This window comes from Paenibacillus sp. FA6 (assembly GCF_051550225.1).
Classification (GTDB): domain Bacteria; phylum Bacillota; class Bacilli; order Paenibacillales; family Paenibacillaceae; genus Paenibacillus_AQ.
This window is the reverse complement of record NZ_CP188820.1, coordinates 4,847,146-4,865,327: the sequence shown is the minus strand read 5'-3', so window position 1 is coordinate 4,865,327 and position 18,182 is coordinate 4,847,146. Positions and strand designations below refer to the sequence as shown.

Here is an 18,182-nt window from a genome sequence, read left to right as displayed (position 1 = left end):
TGTTCATCACATGCTAAAGATCGGCGATATTGAAATGAAGAACCAAGTCGTGCTTGCTCCTATGGCGGGTGTATGTAACCCTGCTTTTCGCTTGATCGCTAAGGAGTTTGGCGCGGGATTGGTATGCGCGGAGATGGTCAGTGGTAAGGCTATCGTCCATGGTAACAAACGGACGAAAGAAATGCTGTTCGTTGATGAACGGGAGAAGCCGCTAAGCTTACAAATATTTGGCGGAGATCGCGAATCGCTTGTTGAAGCTGCCAAAGTGGTAGACCGGGAAACGAATGCTGATATTATTGATATTAATATGGGCTGTCCAGCTCCTAAAGTAACCAAAGTTGACGCAGGAGCTCGTTGGCTTCTAGATTCAAATAAAATATACGAAATGGTAGCTGCTGTTGTCGATGCCGTAGGTAAACCTGTAACTGTAAAGATGCGTACGGGTTGGGACAGTGAACATATATTTGCTGTGGAGAACGCTCAAGCTGTAGAACGTGCAGGCGGTAAAGGAGTTAGTATCCATGGTAGAACTAGGGAGCAGCTTTACACAGGTCATGCCAACTGGGACATTATCAGAGATGTGAAACAAGCTGTCTCCATCCCTGTTATTGGTAATGGAGACATTGTTACGCCTGAAGACGCTCGTCGAATGTTGGAGTTGACGGGTTGTGATGGCGTTATGATTGGTCGAGGAGCGCTTGGTAACCCTTGGATGCTCTATCGTACGATTCAGTATTTGCAGACTGGGGAGCTTGTCGCAGATCCATCGGCTGACGAGAAAATCAAAATAGCTATTCTTCATATGGACCGACTAATAGCTATGAGAGGTGAACATATAGCCGTTCGGGAAATGCGCAAACATTTAGCTTGGTATTTAAAGGGATTAAAAGGATCGGCTCGAATTAAAGATGAGATTATGGAAGAAACCAGACGAGACGAAATGGTGAAAATACTGGAGGATTATGTCGCATCGCTAAATCAACAAGATGAGAATGATGCGGGTTTATCAGCGGTAGTAGCATCAATTCAATAATAATTACTCCTAAATCGATGAAACTGCATTGACTTTTTGAAATGGTTACCATATACTTTTGCAATATAAATTCGACTCAAGCTTTAATCATGGCAGCAGAGGATGTTCTGCGTCCTCAGATTATGCATATAGTAACACTTATAAGTATAAGGAACATTTTATATTATTTAATTGACAGGAGAATCGGTTTAATGAGCGATAAAGAAGTCATTCTTACACAGGAAGGTCTTAAGAAGCTAGAGGATGAGCTAGAACAACTAAAATCCGTGAAACGTCGAGAGATTGCTGAACGGATAAAAGTTGCAATTGGTTATGGTGATATCAGTGAGAACTCGGAATACGAGGATGCCAAGAATGAACAGGCTTTTATTGAGGGAAGAGTTATTACTCTCGAGAAGATGCTACGCAACGCACGCATCATTAACAGTGATGACATTACTACGGATGTTGTAGGTGTTGGGGCTAAGGTCATTGTGAAAGATCTGGAATACGGAGACACGTTAGAGTATTTAATCGTGGGTACCGCTGAGTCTGATCCACTTAACAATAAAATATCGAACGAAAGTCCAGTCGGTAAAGCCATTCTTGGTAAACAAAAGGGTGCCGTTGTTGATGTAACAGTTCCAGCAGGTGTTGTGCAATATGAGATCATCGATATCAGGAAATAAGGTATACGAAAAAAAGGATTGTTTGAGAAGGCTTCCTATCATGGGGAGCTTTTTTTTAGAAATATAGGAAGAATTAAAGTGAATGGTGAGCGAAGATGAGGGAGATGAAGTTGCATGTCGGAGGAAATAGTAAATCAGGAGAACGAACTTAGTGAAATGCTACAGATTCGTCGCAACAAATTGGACGAGCTACGTGGAATGGGATTAGATCCATTTGGTAAGAAGTACAACAGAACGCATCACGCTGGCGAATTAGTAGCGAAATATGATCCGTTCACGAATGATGAACTAGAAGAAAAGGCAGTAGCTGTTAGTGTAGCGGGACGGATTATGGCTAAACGTGGCATGGGTAAGGCTATTTTTGCTCAAATCCAAGATCTAAGTGGGAAAATTCAAATATATGTGCGTCAAGACTCGATCCCTGAAGTGAAGTTCAATGCTTTCCGATTGTTTGATCTTGGAGACATCATAGGTGTTACTGGTCAGATGTTTAAAACAAAGACCGGTGAGACGACGATCAAGGTGGATGATGTAGAAATACTCTCTAAGTCCTTATATCCATTGCCTGATAAATATCATGGTCTAAAAGATGTAGAGCTTCGTTATCGTCAACGCTATGTCGACTTGATGATGAACCCCGAGGTACAGCAAACGTTCATTGCGCGCTCTCGCATCATTCAATCCATGCGTCGTTATTTGGATTCGCTCGGATATTTGGAAGTGGAAACACCAACATTGCATACCATTGCAGGGGGTGCAGCTGCGAAGCCTTTTACAACTCATCACAATGCGCTTGATTTGGATATGTATATGCGTATTGCGATAGAGCTTCATTTGAAGCGTCTTATCGTTGGTGGATTTGAAAAGGTATATGAAATTGGACGTGTATACCGTAACGAGGGAGTCTCTACACGCCATAATCCAGAATTTACGATGATTGAGCTTTACGAGGCCTATGCTGATTATCAAGATATTATGAATCTAACTGAAAGTATGGTTGCCCATATATCGCAGGAAGTATTGGGAACAACGGTCATTGACTATCAAGGTCAAGAAGTGGATTTAACACCAGGTTGGCGTCGAGTTTCTATGGTAGATGCTGTTAAAGAAGTAAAGGGTGTAGATTTCAGTGTTCACATGACGGATGAAGAAGCGCGTAATTTGGCAAAAGAACATAAAGTACCTGTTGAGGCGCATAGCAAGTTCGGTCATATCTTAAATGCCTTCTTTGAAGAGTTCGTTGAAGAGACATTGATTCAGCCAACGTTCATCATGGGTCATCCAGTCGAGATATCACCACTGGCTAAACGTAATGAAGAAGATCCACGGTTTACGGATCGTTTTGAATTATTCATTGTCGGAAGAGAGCATGCGAATGCATTCACGGAATTGAATGATCCCATTGATCAGCGCCAGCGCTTCGAATCTCAATTGTTGGAACGTGAACAAGGAAACGATGAAGCGCATGAGATGGATGATGACTTCATTCGTGCACTAGAGTATGGTATGCCTCCAACAGGTGGTCTTGGAATTGGGATTGATCGTCTTGTGATGCTTCTGACAAACTCAGCTTCTATTCGTGACGTTCTCTTATTCCCTCATATGCGTCCTTTAAAAGATCAGTAATTATGTACGAATGGATCGATCGCACCAAACACTGACTTTGCTCTCCTTATGGAGGGCGGGTTGGTATTCTTTATTCATAAAAAGTTATTTCAAAAAGGACTTGCTTTCAGCTTATATACATGATATATTATTAATCCGGTCATTTAAGCAGTATTTAAATGAAGTGGCAAGCAAATAATCGAATGAAACAAAACGAAAATAAAGCTTGCATAAACAAATCGGACATGTTATGATAGTTAAGTTGTCGCCGAGAGAGACTAGCGATTAACGAAAGAGAAATTGATCTTTGAAAACTGAACAACGAGTGAGTGGTTTTCACGAAAGTGAGAACAAACAAATGAGAAATCATTTGGATTGAGAATGAATAATTCTCGTCAGTATGTTTCAAAATGAGCATAATCGCTCTTTTCATTAACTTGGAGAGTTTGATCCTGGCTCAGGACGAACGCTGGCGGCGTGCCTAATACATGCAAGTCGAGCGGAGATTTTAGAAGTGCTTGCACTTCTAAAGTTTCAGCGGCGGACGGGTGAGTAACACGTAGGTAACCTGCCTGTAAGACTGGGATAACTATCGGAAACGGTAGCTAATACCGGATAACTTATTTCTTCACATGAAGAGATACTGAAAGGCGGAGTAATCTGCCACTTATAGATGGACCTGCGGCGCATTAGCTAGTTGGTGAGGTAATGGCTCACCAAGGCGACGATGCGTAGCCGACCTGAGAGGGTGAACGGCCACACTGGGACTGAGACACGGCCCAGACTCCTACGGGAGGCAGCAGTAGGGAATCTTCCGCAATGGACGAAAGTCTGACGGAGCAACGCCGCGTGAGTGATGAAGGTTTTCGGATCGTAAAGCTCTGTTGCCAGGGAAGAACACTTGGGAGAGTAACTGCTCTCAAGGTGACGGTACCTGAGAAGAAAGCCCCGGCTAACTACGTGCCAGCAGCCGCGGTAATACGTAGGGGGCAAGCGTTGTCCGGAATTATTGGGCGTAAAGCGCGCGCAGGCGGTCATTTAAGTTTGGTGTTTAATTCCAGGGCTCAACCCTGGGTCGCACTGAAAACTGGGTGACTTGAGTACAGAAGAGGAGAGTGGAATTCCACGTGTAGCGGTGAAATGCGTAGATATGTGGAGGAACACCAGTGGCGAAGGCGACTCTCTGGGCTGTAACTGACGCTGAGGCGCGAAAGCGTGGGTAGCAAACAGGATTAGATACCCTGGTAGTCCACGCCGTAAACGATGAGTGCTAGGTGTTAGGGGTTTCGATACCCTTGGTGCCGAAGTTAACACATTAAGCACTCCGCCTGGGGAGTACGGTCGCAAGACTGAAACTCAAAGGAATTGACGGGGACCCGCACAAGCAGTGGAGTATGTGGTTTAATTCGAAGCAACGCGAAGAACCTTACCAGGTCTTGACATCCCTCTGAATCTACTAGAGATAGTAGCGGCCTTCGGGACAGAGGAGACAGGTGGTGCATGGTTGTCGTCAGCTCGTGTCGTGAGATGTTGGGTTAAGTCCCGCAACGAGCGCAACCCTTATGCTTAGTTGCCAGCACATTATGGTGGGCACTCTAAGCAGACTGCCGGTGACAAACCGGAGGAAGGTGGGGATGACGTCAAATCATCATGCCCCTTATGACCTGGGCTACACACGTACTACAATGGCCGGTACAACGGGCTGCGAAATCGCGAGATGGAGCCAATCCCAACAAAGCCGGTCTCAGTTCGGATTGCAGGCTGCAACCCGCCTGCATGAAGTCGGAATTGCTAGTAATCGCGGATCAGCATGCCGCGGTGAATACGTTCCCGGGTCTTGTACACACCGCCCGTCACACCACGAGAGTTTACAACACCCGAAGTCGGTGGGGTAACCCGCAAGGGAGCCAGCCGCCGAAGGTGGGGTAGATGATTGGGGTGAAGTCGTAACAAGGTAGCCGTATCGGAAGGTGCGGCTGGATCACCTCCTTTCTATGGAGAATCGTTTCCTGAGACGGAAACATTCGAACACGGTGACTACGGTCACCGTAAGACTTTACAATGTAAAGTCGCACACTCACTCGTTGTCAGTTTTGAAAGAGCAATCTTTCAAACCGTTATTTCTCTTGTAGAAATGACTTTGATCCTTGAAAACTAGATAACGAACGAATTTGTAAGTTAGAATGAACATTCTTTTATATGTACGTTTTGTTAACTTGTTAACGAAACAAAGTGTAAAAGTAGCTAGCGAAGTATTCGATTTATCGAATACCAGCTAAAATGTACGTGCGAATTTGGTGTGATGATCGATCCTTTGGAAGTTTGTTTCAACCGTTTACGGGGGAAATAAGCGGACAACAGAGCGAGCAGCGCAACAAAAGAGTATCGTGGTTAAGCTACTAAGAGCACACGGAGGATGCCTAGGCACTAGGAGTCGATGAAGGACGTGGCGAACAACGAAACTGCCTCGGGGAGCTGTAAGCAAGCTTTGATCCGGGGGTGTCCGAATGGGGAAACCCGGCTGTGTTAATACGCAGTCACTCTTACCTGAATACATAGGGTAGGTAGAGACAGACCAGGGGAACTGAAACATCTAAGTACCCTGAGGAAGAGAAAACAATAGTGATTCCGTCAGTAGCGGCGAGCGAACGCGGATTAGCCCAAACCAAGGAGCTTGCTCCTTGGGGTTGTGGGACGTCTCACATGGAGTTACAAAGGAATATATTAAGTGAAGAGGTCTGGAAAGGCCCGGCATAGAAGGTAAAAGCCCTGTAGCTGAAAGTATATTCTCTCCGAGACGTATCCCGAGTAGTGCGGGGCACGTGAAACCCCGTATGAATCCAGCAGGACCATCTGCTAAGGCTAAATACTCCCTAGTGACCGATAGTGAAACAGTACCGTGAGGGAAAGGTGAAAAGCACCCCGGAAGGGGAGTGAAATAGAACCTGAAACCGTGTGCTTACAAAAAGTCAGAGCCCGTTCTATGGGTGATGGCGTGCCTTTTGTAGAATGAACCGGCGAGTTACGTTCCCGTGCAAGGTTAAGCTGAGAAGGCGGAGCCGCAGCGAAAGCGAGTCTGAATAGGGCGAATTTTAGTACGTGGACGTAGACCCGAAACCGAGTGATCTACCCCTGTCCAGGGTGAAGGTGCGGTAACACGCACTGGAGGCCCGAACCCACGCATGTTGAAAAATGCGGGGATGAGGTGGGGGTAGCGGAGAAATTCCAATCGAACTCGGAGATAGCTGGTTCTCCCCGAAATAGCTTTAGGGCTAGCCTCGGAATGAAGAGTCGTGGAGGTAGAGCACTGATTGGGTGCGGGGCCCGCAAGGGTTACCAAGCTCAGTCAAACTCCGAATGCCATGTACTTATATCCGGGAGTCAGACAGTGAGTGCTAAGATCCATTGTCGAAAGGGAAACAGCCCAGACCATCAGCTAAGGTCCCCAAGTGTGTGTTGAGTGGAAAAGGATGTGGAGTTGCACAGACAACCAGGATGTTGGCTTAGAAGCAGCCATCATTGAAAGAGTGCGTAATAGCTCACTGGTCGAGTGACTCTGCGCCGAAAATGTAACGGGGCTAAACACACCACCGAAGCTATGGCTTGATACATTAGTATCAGGGGTAGGGGAGCGTTGTATAGAGGTTGAAGGTGTACCGTGAGGAGCGCTGGACACTATACAAGTGAGAATGCCGGTATAAGTAACGAAAAGATCAGTGAGAATCTGATCCGCCGAAAGCCCAAGGTTTCCTGAGGAAGGCTCGTCCTCTCAGGGTAAGTCGGGACCTAACGCGAGGCCGAAAGGCGTAGTGGATGGACAACAGGTTGAAATTCCTGTACCACCGTAATCCGTTATGAGTAATGGGGTGACGCAGCAGGGTAGTGACGCGGACTGATGGAATAGTCCGTCTAAGCAGTGAGGCTTGTGTGTAGGCAAATCCGCACACTATAAGGCTGGGCTGTGATGGGGAGCGAAAATTATAGTAGCGAAGGTCATGATCTCACACTGCCAAGAAAAGCCTCTAACCAGGAGAAGGTGCCCGTACCGCAAACCGACACAGGTAGGCGAGAAGAGTATTCTAAGGCGCGCGGAAGAACTCTCGTTAAGGAACTCGGCAAAATGACCCCGTAACTTCGGGAGAAGGGGTGCCCCGGTAGTGTGAATAGCACGAGGGGGCCGCAGTGAAAAGGCCCAAGCGACTGTTTAGCAAAAACACAGGTCTGTGCGAAGCCGTAAGGCGAAGTATACGGGCTGACGCCTGCCCGGTGCTGGAAGGTTAAGGGGAGTGGTTAGGGGTAACCCGAAGCTATGAACCGAAGCCCCAGTAAACGGCGGCCGTAACTATAACGGTCCTAAGGTAGCGAAATTCCTTGTCAGGTAAATTCTGACCCGCACGAATGGCGTAACGATTTGGGCGCTGTCTCAACGAGAGATCCGGTGAAATTTTAATACCTGTGAAGATGCAGGTTACCCGCGACAAGACGGAAAGACCCCATGGAGCTTTACTGCAGCTTGATATTGGATTTGGGTACGATCTGTACAGGATAGGTGGGAGCCTGAGAAATAGGAGCGCAAGCTTCTATGGAGGCATCGTTGGGATACCACCCTGATCGTATCTAGGTTCTAACCTAGGACCGTAAACCGGTTCGGGGACAGTGTCTGGTGGGCAGTTTGACTGGGGCGGTCGCCTCCTAAAGAGTAACGGAGGCGCCCCAAGGTTCCCTCAGAATGGTTGGAAATCATTCGAAGAGTGCAAAGGCAGAAGGGAGCTTGACTGCGAGACCTACAAGTCGAGCAGGGACGAAAGTCGGGCTTAGTGATCCGGTGGTACCGCATGGAAGGGCCATCGCTCAACGGATAAAAGCTACCCTGGGGATAACAGGCTTATCTCCCCCAAGAGTCCACATCGACGGGGAGGTTTGGCACCTCGATGTCGGCTCATCGCATCCTGGGGCTGAAGTAGGTCCCAAGGGTTGGGCTGTTCGCCCATTAAAGCGGTACGCGAGCTGGGTTCAGAACGTCGTGAGACAGTTCGGTCCCTATCTGTCGTGGGCGCAGGAAATTTGAGAGGAGCTGTCCTTAGTACGAGAGGACCGGGATGGACGCACCTCTGGTGTACCAGTTGTTCCGCCAGGAGCATAGCTGGGTAGCTACGTGCGGACGGGATAAGCGCTGAAAGCATCTAAGCGTGAAGCCCCCCTCAAGATGAGATTTCCCAATTAGTAAGACCCCTTGAAGACTACGAGGTAGATAGGTTGGAGGTGGAAGCGCAGCAATGTGCGGAGCTGACCAATACTAATCGGTCGAGGGCTTATCCTAACAAATGTTTAAACGGTAGAAGTGTATACTTCATACTTTCTAACACAAATTCGTTCGTATCTAGTTTTCAGGTGATCAAACATCTGAATAACAGCATAAAGCTGAGGTTTTTTCTAGCGATTGATCTTGACTTGGATTTATTCAGGGAGAGTCAACGAGCAGAAGAATCACGTTTGGTGGCGATAGCGGAGGGGTTCCACACGTACCCATCTCGAACACGACCGTTAAGCCCTCCAGCGCCGATGGTACTTGGACCGCAGGGTCCTGGGAGAGTAGGACGTCGCCAAGCACAAGAACCACTGTTGATCTATATCAACAGTGGTTTTTTCTATACTTTTCTAAACAAGGTAATTGTAATTTAATGCAGTTTAATGTGAGTTGATGACGTTATATAGGGGGAAGTGTACTGATTTTCTTGACAGCCCTAACCCCCTTTGCTAAGATGGCAATAATATATTTTCAGAAAATGAATTTTCTGCTGTATTTATAAGGCTTTATTTAGTTGTTTGACGAAAAAGGGAGGTTCACATAAGGTGCGTGAAGATAAGTTTGGTAAAGAGGGATTAACTTTTGATGATGTACTACTGGTACCCCGCAAGTCAGAGGTATTGCCGAAGGAAGTGGACGTGTCCACAAGATTAAGTAAACATGTGAAATTAAATATTCCATTAATGAGTGCTGGTATGGATACGGTGACAGAAGCTGCCATGGCTATTGCTATTGCTAGAGAAGGTGGAATAGGCATTATTCACAAGAATATGTCGGTGGAACAACAAGCTGAGGAAGTGGATCGTGTTAAACGGTCTGAGAGTGGGGTAATTACCAATCCTTTTTCACTAACACCTGATCATTTAGTATCTGATGCTGAGGAAATAATGGGGAAATTCCGTATTTCTGGTGTTCCGATCGTGAATGAGAATAATAAGTTAGTCGGGATTTTGACGAATCGTGATTTGCGGTTTATACATGATTACACGATTAAGATCAGCGATGTGATGACCAAGGAGAATTTGGTTACTGCCCCAGTGGGAACAACGCTTCAGCAAGCAGAAGTAATATTGCAACAACATAAGATTGAGAAGCTACCGTTAGTTGATTCTAATAATATTCTTAAAGGTCTTATTACAATTAAGGACATTGAGAAGGTAATTCAGTTCCCTAACGCTGCTAAGGATGCACAAGGTCGTCTTTTGGTTGGTGCAGCGATTGGTATCTCCAAAGACACAATAGAACGTACAGAGGCTTTGGTTAAGGCTGGAGTAGATGTCATTACGATCGACTCTGCTCATGGACATCATATTAATATTATTGATGCTGTTCGTGATTTACGTGGGCGTTACCCAGAGCTTACTATCATTGCCGGTAATGTGGCGACAGGTGATGCAACGCGTGAATTGATTGAAGCTGGCGCATCCGTCGTTAAGGTGGGAATTGGTCCTGGTTCGATCTGTACAACACGAGTAATTGCTGGTATTGGGGTTCCACAGATTACAGCGATATATGATTGTGCGCTTGTTGCAGCGGAATATGGCATCCCAATTATCGCGGATGGTGGTATTAAGTATTCTGGTGAAATTGGGAAGGCTATTGCTGCTGGAGCACATGCAGTGATGTTAGGAAGTTTATTTGCGGGAACAGAAGAAAGTCCAGGTGAATCAGAAATTTATCAAGGACGTAAATATAAAGTGTATCGTGGCATGGGATCCATCAGTGCGATGAAGCAAGGAAGCAAAGATAGATATTTCCAAGATGATGATAAGAAGCTTGTACCTGAAGGTATTGAAGGACGCGTGGCATTTAAAGGGCCTTTATCAGATACGATTCTGCAACTTGTTGGCGGGTTACGCTCCGGAATGGGGTATTGTGGGACTCAAACGTTGGACGAGCTTCGTAATGATACGCAATTTATCAGAATAACGGGTGCTGGACTTCGTGAGAGCCATCCACATGATGTACAAATTACTAAGGAAGCTCCGAATTATTCGGTATAATATCGGAATTTCTAGCAATAATGACAATCTTCACACATAGACAGGGCGAATTTCGCTCTGTCTGTCTTTTTTTGATCAATACGCTGTGTTAGAATAGAACAAGTAAGCTATTTTCATAGATAGAGAGGAGTTTATATTCATTGAAGCATAAGAGAGTGAAATCAAGGAAACGTCAATGGGCCAAAAAGAGTATAGCTTCCGTTATACTATTAAATATGTTATTTATGTCGTCATTACCACTTGTAGTGTTGGCAGAAGGGGAGCCAGCAACAGATGCTGCAACCACTGAGGCTACAACGGCGAAGGTTACGGCTAAAGAGGTCAAGATACCCGATGTAGCCAGTATAGGATTACAAGTGAAGTCAGCTGTACTGATCGAACCAACTACAGGTGAAATATTGTTATCTGTGAATAGTGATCTCGCGCTACCACCTGCAAGTATGACAAAGATGATGACGGAGTATATCGTAGCGGAACAAGTGAAGCAGGGTAAGCTCGCATGGGATGATGTCGTTACGGTGGGGAAGAACGCAGCCGATACGACTGGATCACGAATCTTCTTGGCAGAAGGAGATCAGCATACTGTTAAGGAATTATACATAGCTATGGCTGTTGGATCTGCCAATGATGCTACGGTGACTTTAGCTGAACGGGTAGCTGGTTCTGAAGCAGCTTTTGTTCAAATGATGAATGAAACGGCAGAACGTATGGGAATGGATACTGCATTCTTTATCAACTCTACGGGGCTAAGTCGTGCAGATATGCCAGAAGCATTCAGACCAAGTGAGGATCGAGAGACGGTTATGTCAGCGATGGATGTAGCTATTCTTGCCAAGTATATTGTTCAAGATCATCCGGATTTCGCAGAGTTTACAGCTATTCAATCCTATCCATTTCGCGCACGGGATAAAGATCCGATAGTTAACTTAAACTGGATGTTAGAAGCGAACAAGGATATAACGAACTTTAAGGCTTATGCCTATCCAGGGTTAGATGGATTGAAAACAGGTCACACAATTGCTGCGGGGTACTGTTTCGCGGGTACAGCAGAAAGAGATGGCGTGCGATATATCAGTGTGGTTATGGGTGCTGAATCCAATAAAGCACGATTCGTGGAGACGAGGAAAGTGCTTGATTACGGATATGATAATTTCGAAATCAAGCAAGTGATTGCTCCAAAGACGACAGTAGAAGGTACTGAAACAGTCTCAGTTAAGAAAGGTGCGAAGACCACTGTTGCAGTGGTGACAGAATTAGATGTTAAGTTCATGGTCCCTAAAGGAACGCAAAATCCAACGGTTACTTCTGAAGTAACTCTTATGAGTGCAGATGAACTTGTGGCTCCACTAGCAAAAGGAACTAAGGTGGGAACCATTACTTATACTTATAAGATAGACGGCATGAGTAATGCTCAAGAGAAGACGGTTAATCTGGTTACAGCTGATGAAGTAGAGAAGGGCGGCTGGTTCCGCTTGTTATTCCGTGGTATTAAAGATTTATTCGTCGATTTGTTTGACGGAATTAAGAATCTTTTTTAATATCAATATAGAAGTGTCTCTATAGTTAACGGAGTTACCATCCATTCATTCATCATGCCAAGTAGGTATGATGAATGAATGGATTGAGCATATATATTTCAGGAGGCGTATAAATGGAAACGGGAACATCACGTGTAAAAAGAGGTATGGCGGAAATGCAAAAGGGCGGCGTCATTATGGACGTCATGAATGCTGAGCAAGCTAAAATTGCAGAAGCAGCAGGGGCAACAGCTGTTATGGCTTTGGAACGAGTTCCTTCTGATATTCGTGCAGCAGGTGGAGTCGCTCGGATGTCCGATCCTACCATTGTGGAGGAAATTATAAAGGTCGTATCTATTCCAGTTATGGCTAAAGCTCGTATTGGTCATTTTGTAGAAGCAAAGGTTTTGGAATCGCTTGGTGTGGATTACCTTGACGAGAGTGAAGTGCTGACACCAGCGGACGAAGTATATCATATTGATAAATGGGATTTCACAGTTCCTTTCGTATGTGGAGCTAAAGATCTTGGTGAAGCTTTACGTCGTATTGGCGAAGGTGCTTCCATGATCCGTACGAAAGGTGAGCCTGGAACAGGAAATATTGTCGAAGCTGTACGTCATATGCGTCAAATTAATGGTCAAATTCGTAGAGTTCAGAATATGTCGAAAGACGAGTTATATGCTGAAGCTAAAAATTTAGGTGTTTCCCATGACCTACTGGTTGAGGTTCAAAAATTAGGTAAATTGCCTGTCGTGAACTTTGCTGCAGGTGGTGTTGCAACGCCTTCTGACGCAGCTTTGATGATGCATCTAGGTGCGGATGGTGTATTTGTTGGATCTGGTATTTTTAAATCGGAGAATCCAGAGAAATTTGCACGTGCAATCGTAGAAGCTACAACTCATTTCCACGATTATAAATTAATTGCAGAAGTATCTAAAAACTTAGGTGCCGCAATGAAGGGTATCGAAATTTCATCTTTAACGCCGTCACAGCGTATGTCTGATCGTGGCTGGTAAGAGAGAAGGATAGAGACAGATGAAGGTAGGCATATTAGCATTACAGGGTGCTGTCACAGAACATATCCGGAGTATTGAACTTGCAGGTGCGAAAGGCGTGGCAGTGAAAAGAATAGAGGAACTTGACGACATTCAGGGGCTTATTATTCCTGGTGGGGAGAGTACGACGATCGGTAAACTGATGCGTAAATATGGGTTTATTGAAGCTATTCGGAAATTCTCAGCCGCAGGTAAACCTATATTTGGAACATGCGCAGGCCTGATTGTGCTCGCTGCAAGAATTGAGGGTCAAGATGAAGCTCATTTGGAGTTGATGGATATGACCGTTGTCCGCAATGCATTTGGTCGTCAACGCGAAAGCTTCGAGACAGACTTGGATATTAAAGGGATTGACGAGCGTGTTAGAGCGGTATTCATACGTGCTCCACTTATTCGTGATGTAGGTCATCAGGTGGAGATTCTAGCTACTCATCAGGATGAGATCGTTACGGCTAGACAAGGGAATCTGTTAGTGTCTTCGTTTCATCCAGAATTGACGGATGACTATCGTCTTCATCAGTTCTTTGTGAACATGGTCGAAGATAGCCAAGCATGATGGAGTTAAACTTACAAAGTGAAATAAGAACACCTTGACCTTATAAGGGTTGAGGTTGTTTTTCTTGAGGAGGGTATTCCGATGTTAGATGTAAAAATATTGCGTGGCGACTATGCAAGGGTGGAAGAAGCATTGAAGAGCCGAGGTAAATCACTCGATCTCATTGCAGACTTTCCTAGGCTAGATGGACGTCGCAGAGAACTGCTACAAGAAAGTGAAAATCTAAAGAGTCGCAGAAATAATGTGTCGGGTGAAGTTGCTAAGCGCAAGAAGAATGGTGAAGATGCACAATCATTAATTGAAGAAATGCGCGAGGTTTCAGATCAGATCAAATCCTTGGATGAGGAAGTTCGAGAGCTGGAAGTAAGTATTGCCGATTTGACGATGGCGATCCCTAATATTCCTCATGAATCTGTTCCGTTCGGGAAATCCGAAGCGGATAATGTTGAAGTACGCCGTTTCTCGGAACCAAAGGAGTTTCATTTCACTCCCAAGGCACATTGGGATATCGCGCAAGAACTTGGTATTCTTGATTTCGAGGCAGCTGCCAAGGTCACGGGTTCACGCTTCACTTTCTATAAGGGGTTAGGAGCACGTCTAGAGCGGGCACTCATCAACTTCATGATGGATCTGCACAGTGGTGAACATGGGTATGAAGAAATACTTCCACCGTATATCGTGAATGGGGATAGTCTACGTGGTACAGGACAGCTTCCGAAGTTTGAAGAGGATCTGTTCAAGCTTAAAGATACAGATTATTATCTCATTCCAACAGCTGAAGTACCGGTAACGAATTATTACCGTGATGAGATTATGGCTGCGGATGATTTGCCGAAGTACTTCGTGGCATATAGTTCATGCTTCCGTTCAGAGGCTGGTTCTGCAGGTAGAGATACTCGGGGGCTCATTCGTCAACACCAATTCAACAAAGTAGAACTGGTAAAGGTAGTACATCCAGATTCCTCCTATGAAGAGTTGGAGAAGATGACAGCCAATGCAGAAAAGGTTCTTCAGCTTCTAAACTTGCCATATCGTGTACTTGCTCTGAGTACTGGAGATATGGGCTTCTCAGCATCGAAGACGTATGACCTGGAAGTGTGGCTTCCTGAGAGTGGTATGTATCGTGAGATATCCTCATGCTCGAATACAGGGGACTTTCAAGCTCGTCGTGCCAACATTCGATTCCGACCAGAAACGAAGGGGAAGCCAGAATTTGTTCATACTTTGAATGGTTCTGCACTAGCGGTTGGACGTACTTTTGCTGCAATTCTAGAGAATTATCAGCAAGAAGATGGCAGTGTTATCGTCCCTGATGTGCTTCAACCTTATATGGGAAATATAAAAATAATTTCTTTCAAGTAGAAACGGATATACCGTCCTTTTTTAAAGGGTTATGCTTCCGATGCTAGCGATACTTCGTATCGCTTTAAGGTACCCGTTTCAGCGGAAATATAAGGAATAGAGTATCAAGTGAAACATATACTTTCTTATATTTGAAAAAATAGCTTGATTTTTGATGTTCAGTTGTGATAAGATAGTTTTTGTTGTTAAGGATTAATTATCTGTCGTTTGAAACAACTGAATATCATTTGGAGAGGTACCGAAGCGGTCATAACGGGGCGGTCTTGAAAACCGTTAGGGGGCAACTCCACGTGGGTTCGAATCCCACCCTCTCCGCCATTATTTTAAATTACTAACCATTCTCAGTTGATGAGAGTGGTTTTTTTGTATAAAAATTATTCTGTAGACACACCTTATAGGGAAGAGGAGGTGTTCTTTATGAATCAAGATTTCGAACTTAACCAAGGTCAACTTGTGGATGCATGGCAATCTAAACTGCCCGTGATTCTTAATCCATCGGACCAGAGCAAAGTATTCGCTGACGAGAGCGATTCGAACAGCATTCGAATCAACATAAGTACAGCAGGCAGACAAGCATACTCCTTTGATTTCCAATGTACGTATCAGGATACACGCGAAGTCAATGTGGCACTGGTCGATGTAGAGATGAATGGTCGTTCCGTAGATGAGCATACCGATGTTATTCAGGAACTGGCAGGAGATTATACACGCCATATCCATGAATGTGCCCAATCCTTACATGACGTAACGAATCCTTCTTGATGAACTGTAGATCATATGAATGGGGTGAACATCATGAGTAAACCAAAGACTATACCTGTTCCCGAAGCGCAGGATAATCAAGGAGGGCATCGAAGTAAGGATGACTCTCACGCGATGCAGGAGCCGCTCTCCGGATCTAAAAAGGTTAAGAATCGCAATCATGTGAGCCACTTGAACAAAGAGGGCTAAGAAGCATATCGGAGAGGGTCTACAAACACCATAAGAAGGTGCTTTTATAGGAGAGACTGTCCCAACAGTAGACTTATCTACTAAGGGAACAGTCTCTCTTTATGTGTATTTACAGGAATAAATAATAATAAAGAAACCAGAAAAAGGGTGTCGTATTATAGGATATTTATCCAAAAGGGGTTTCGTGATGAGGAAAATTAGGTTATGATTGTAAAAGTGACTATATTTATAGAAAAAAATAGGGGGAGAGAGCTAAATGAAGAAGTTGTCCATTATAGTGTTTACATTGCTCTTAACAATGGCCGTTGTATTAACGGGTTGTGGCAGTAAGCAGAGTCCGAAAGAAGCATTACAAAATGCTGCGGGAAACACAGCAAAGATGACATCCTATGAAATGAAAAGTAAGGTGATCATTGAAGATCTCAAATTTAATGCTCCAGAGCTAGTGGATGATGCAAGTGTGGGTATGGTTATGACTATGCTCAAAAATGCTGAATTGACGGTTGATGGTTATTATCAAGCGGATCCAATGCAAACGGAGTTAACTGTAGGGTTAAACCTTAAAGGTGATATGGCTATGAGTTTTACAATCCCAATGGTTGTGACCAAAGAAAAGGTATTTATTAAGATACCGAGTATTCCAATGCTTCCTTTGCCAGAGAGTATTGTGAATAAGTATTTAGAATTAGATCTGAAGGAACTTGCTGAACAAAGCGGAACAGAGTTAAATCTAGATACTCTAGATACTGAGAAATCTCAAAAGTTGGCGAGCGAGATCTCGGATGTTGTCTTCAAGGAGTATGAAGAGGCTAAGTATTTCAAGGATATCGCAGTGAAGGATGCCAATCTTCCAGAAGGCGTCGAAGCTAAACAAGTGGTACAATTCCAAGTTACGAACGATAACGTAGAAGAAGCGATTAAGATTCTTGTTAATAAGGCATTGCCGAATATTATCAGCGTTATTGATAAAGATGAATACCGTGAATTGTTGGGGTTGAAGGCAGAAGACGTGAAAGAGTTGAAGGATGAATTGGCTTCTTTAGATGAAGCTGAATTCAATCAGGGTCTTGAAGAAATGAAGAAATATTTGAAGATTAACACGTTTAACCTGAACACAGCAATTAATAAAAAAGACTTTACTACCTATCAAGATATCGTGATGGATATTGAAGTGAATGATCCTGAAACAAATCAAGAAATGAAACTTGCTCTAAAGGGCTATAATCAATACCTTAATATTAATGAAAAGCAAACGTTCAAGATAGGTATTCCTTCCGGGGATGAAGTTATTACTATGGAGCAATTTCAGAAAGAGTTCGGCGGCGGTTTCTAATATATCGCTGAGGCTCTTTTCTGTAAAAGAATGATATACAAAGAAATGGCAGGCCAAGGATCATCTTGGCCTGCCATTGTGTATGTCTAGACATTTATTTATTGCGTAACTTGCGGAAGAACTGGGTTAGCAATAGGGAGCACTCTTCTTGCAATACATTCGGAATGACTTCCGTTCTGTGGTTAAAGCGTGGCTCCTGTAGTAGATTCATTAATGTACCGGCACAGCCAGCCTTAGGGTCTGTTGTTCCGTAAATGACTTGTGGTATGCGGGACTGGACGATCGCTCCTGCGCACATTGGACAAGGCTCAAGCGTTACATATAGTCTGCATTCTAGAAGGCGCCAGGCATCAAGCTGTTGGCTAGCATCACGGATAGCAATCATTTCTGCGTGTGCGGTAGGATCCATCGTCTGCTCTCTTAGATTATATCCTCGTCCGAGCACGTCATCGCCCCTAACAATGATGGCTCCAATAGGAACTTCACCGAGTTTCTCAGCTTCCTGGGCTAAGAGAATGGCCTGACGCATCCAATACTCATGAACAGAGCGATCTATGGAGAATAATGTGGATTCATTTTGTGGACAACTCACTTTTTAATGCCCTCCTTAGATAAATAGTGCTTATTCAACGAACAAATATTCGGTTGTTAACATGTTGTGCACAAACATGTGCATAAGTATTGAAATATCAACAGAGTTATGCACATAATAAAATATTGATCTGTGAATATGTGTATAAGTATGATCTGATTCTTCTTAATTGATTGTAGATAATGACGAGGATAATATC

The 18,182-nt window shown here is 44.5% G+C and carries 12 protein-coding genes, 1 tRNA gene and 3 rRNA genes; 15 read left to right on the top strand and 1 reads right to left on the bottom strand.

Annotated elements, in window-relative coordinates; translation table 11 throughout:
- Positions 1-10 precede the first annotated feature (10 nt).
- The 15 genes from dusB to ACP8HI_RS22035 all read left to right on the top strand — a co-directional run bounded on the left by dusB (position 11) and on the right by ACP8HI_RS22035 (position 17,391).
- Positions 11-1,033, top strand: coding sequence for a tRNA dihydrouridine synthase DusB (dusB, locus tag ACP8HI_RS22105; RefSeq protein ID WP_438348281.1), 1,023 nt, complete (start codon positions 11-13; stop codon positions 1,031-1,033).
- A gap of 191 nt (positions 1,034-1,224) precedes the next feature.
- A complete protein-coding gene (gene greA / locus ACP8HI_RS22100; RefSeq protein WP_438348280.1) occupies positions 1,225-1,701 on the top strand; it encodes a transcription elongation factor GreA in 477 nt (158 codons plus the stop codon).
- 114 nt (positions 1,702-1,815) lie between these two features.
- On the top strand, positions 1,816-3,327 hold the full coding sequence (gene lysS / locus ACP8HI_RS22095; RefSeq protein WP_438348279.1) for a lysine--tRNA ligase: 1,512 nt from the start codon (positions 1,816-1,818) through the stop codon (positions 3,325-3,327).
- A 413-nt stretch (positions 3,328-3,740) separates the two neighbouring features.
- A 16S ribosomal RNA gene (locus ACP8HI_RS22090) occupies positions 3,741-5,298 on the top strand.
- A gap of 397 nt (positions 5,299-5,695) precedes the next feature.
- Positions 5,696-8,626: ribosomal RNA gene (locus ACP8HI_RS22085) — 23S ribosomal RNA — on the top strand.
- A 172-nt stretch (positions 8,627-8,798) separates the two neighbouring features.
- Positions 8,799-8,915, top strand: a 5S ribosomal RNA gene (rrf, locus tag ACP8HI_RS22080).
- The 16S, 23S and 5S rRNA genes sit together here, the layout of an rRNA operon.
- Before the next feature lie 244 nt (positions 8,916-9,159).
- Complete coding sequence (gene guaB / locus ACP8HI_RS22075) at positions 9,160-10,617, top strand: IMP dehydrogenase (protein ID WP_438348278.1); 1,458 nt, start codon at positions 9,160-9,162, stop codon at positions 10,615-10,617.
- A 140-nt stretch (positions 10,618-10,757) separates the two neighbouring features.
- A complete protein-coding gene (locus ACP8HI_RS22070) occupies positions 10,758-12,155 on the top strand; it encodes a D-alanyl-D-alanine carboxypeptidase family protein (RefSeq protein WP_438348277.1) in 1,398 nt (465 codons plus the stop codon).
- A gap of 113 nt (positions 12,156-12,268) precedes the next feature.
- A complete protein-coding gene (gene pdxS, locus ACP8HI_RS22065; RefSeq protein ID WP_438348276.1) occupies positions 12,269-13,150 on the top strand; it encodes a pyridoxal 5'-phosphate synthase lyase subunit PdxS in 882 nt (293 codons plus the stop codon).
- Positions 13,151-13,169: 19 nt separating this feature from the next.
- Positions 13,170-13,745, top strand: a complete 576-nt coding sequence (gene pdxT, locus ACP8HI_RS22060; protein ID WP_438348275.1) for a pyridoxal 5'-phosphate synthase glutaminase subunit PdxT — start codon at positions 13,170-13,172, stop codon at positions 13,743-13,745.
- Between the two features lie 81 nt (positions 13,746-13,826).
- On the top strand, positions 13,827-15,107 hold the full coding sequence (serS, locus tag ACP8HI_RS22055) for a serine--tRNA ligase (protein ID WP_438348274.1): 1,281 nt from the start codon (positions 13,827-13,829) through the stop codon (positions 15,105-15,107).
- 229 nt (positions 15,108-15,336) lie between these two features.
- A tRNA-Ser gene (locus tag ACP8HI_RS22050) sits at positions 15,337-15,425 on the top strand.
- A gap of 99 nt (positions 15,426-15,524) precedes the next feature.
- Entirely contained in the window at positions 15,525-15,869 is a 345-nt protein-coding gene (locus ACP8HI_RS22045; protein ID WP_438348273.1) for a hypothetical protein, read from the top strand.
- A 33-nt stretch (positions 15,870-15,902) separates the two neighbouring features.
- On the top strand, positions 15,903-16,058 hold the full coding sequence (locus ACP8HI_RS22040; protein ID WP_438348272.1) for a small acid-soluble spore protein P: 156 nt from the start codon (positions 15,903-15,905) through the stop codon (positions 16,056-16,058).
- Positions 16,059-16,314: 256 nt separating this feature from the next.
- Positions 16,315-17,391 (top strand): hypothetical protein, encoded by a 1,077-nt coding sequence (locus ACP8HI_RS22035; protein WP_438348271.1) that lies wholly within the window; start codon positions 16,315-16,317, stop codon positions 17,389-17,391.
- 94 nt (positions 17,392-17,485) lie between these two features.
- Here ACP8HI_RS22035 and tadA read toward each other — a convergent pair whose 3' ends face one another.
- A complete protein-coding gene (gene tadA, locus ACP8HI_RS22030; RefSeq protein ID WP_438348270.1) occupies positions 17,486-17,983 on the bottom strand; it encodes a tRNA adenosine(34) deaminase TadA in 498 nt (165 codons plus the stop codon).
- Positions 17,984-18,182: the final 199 nt, after the last annotated feature.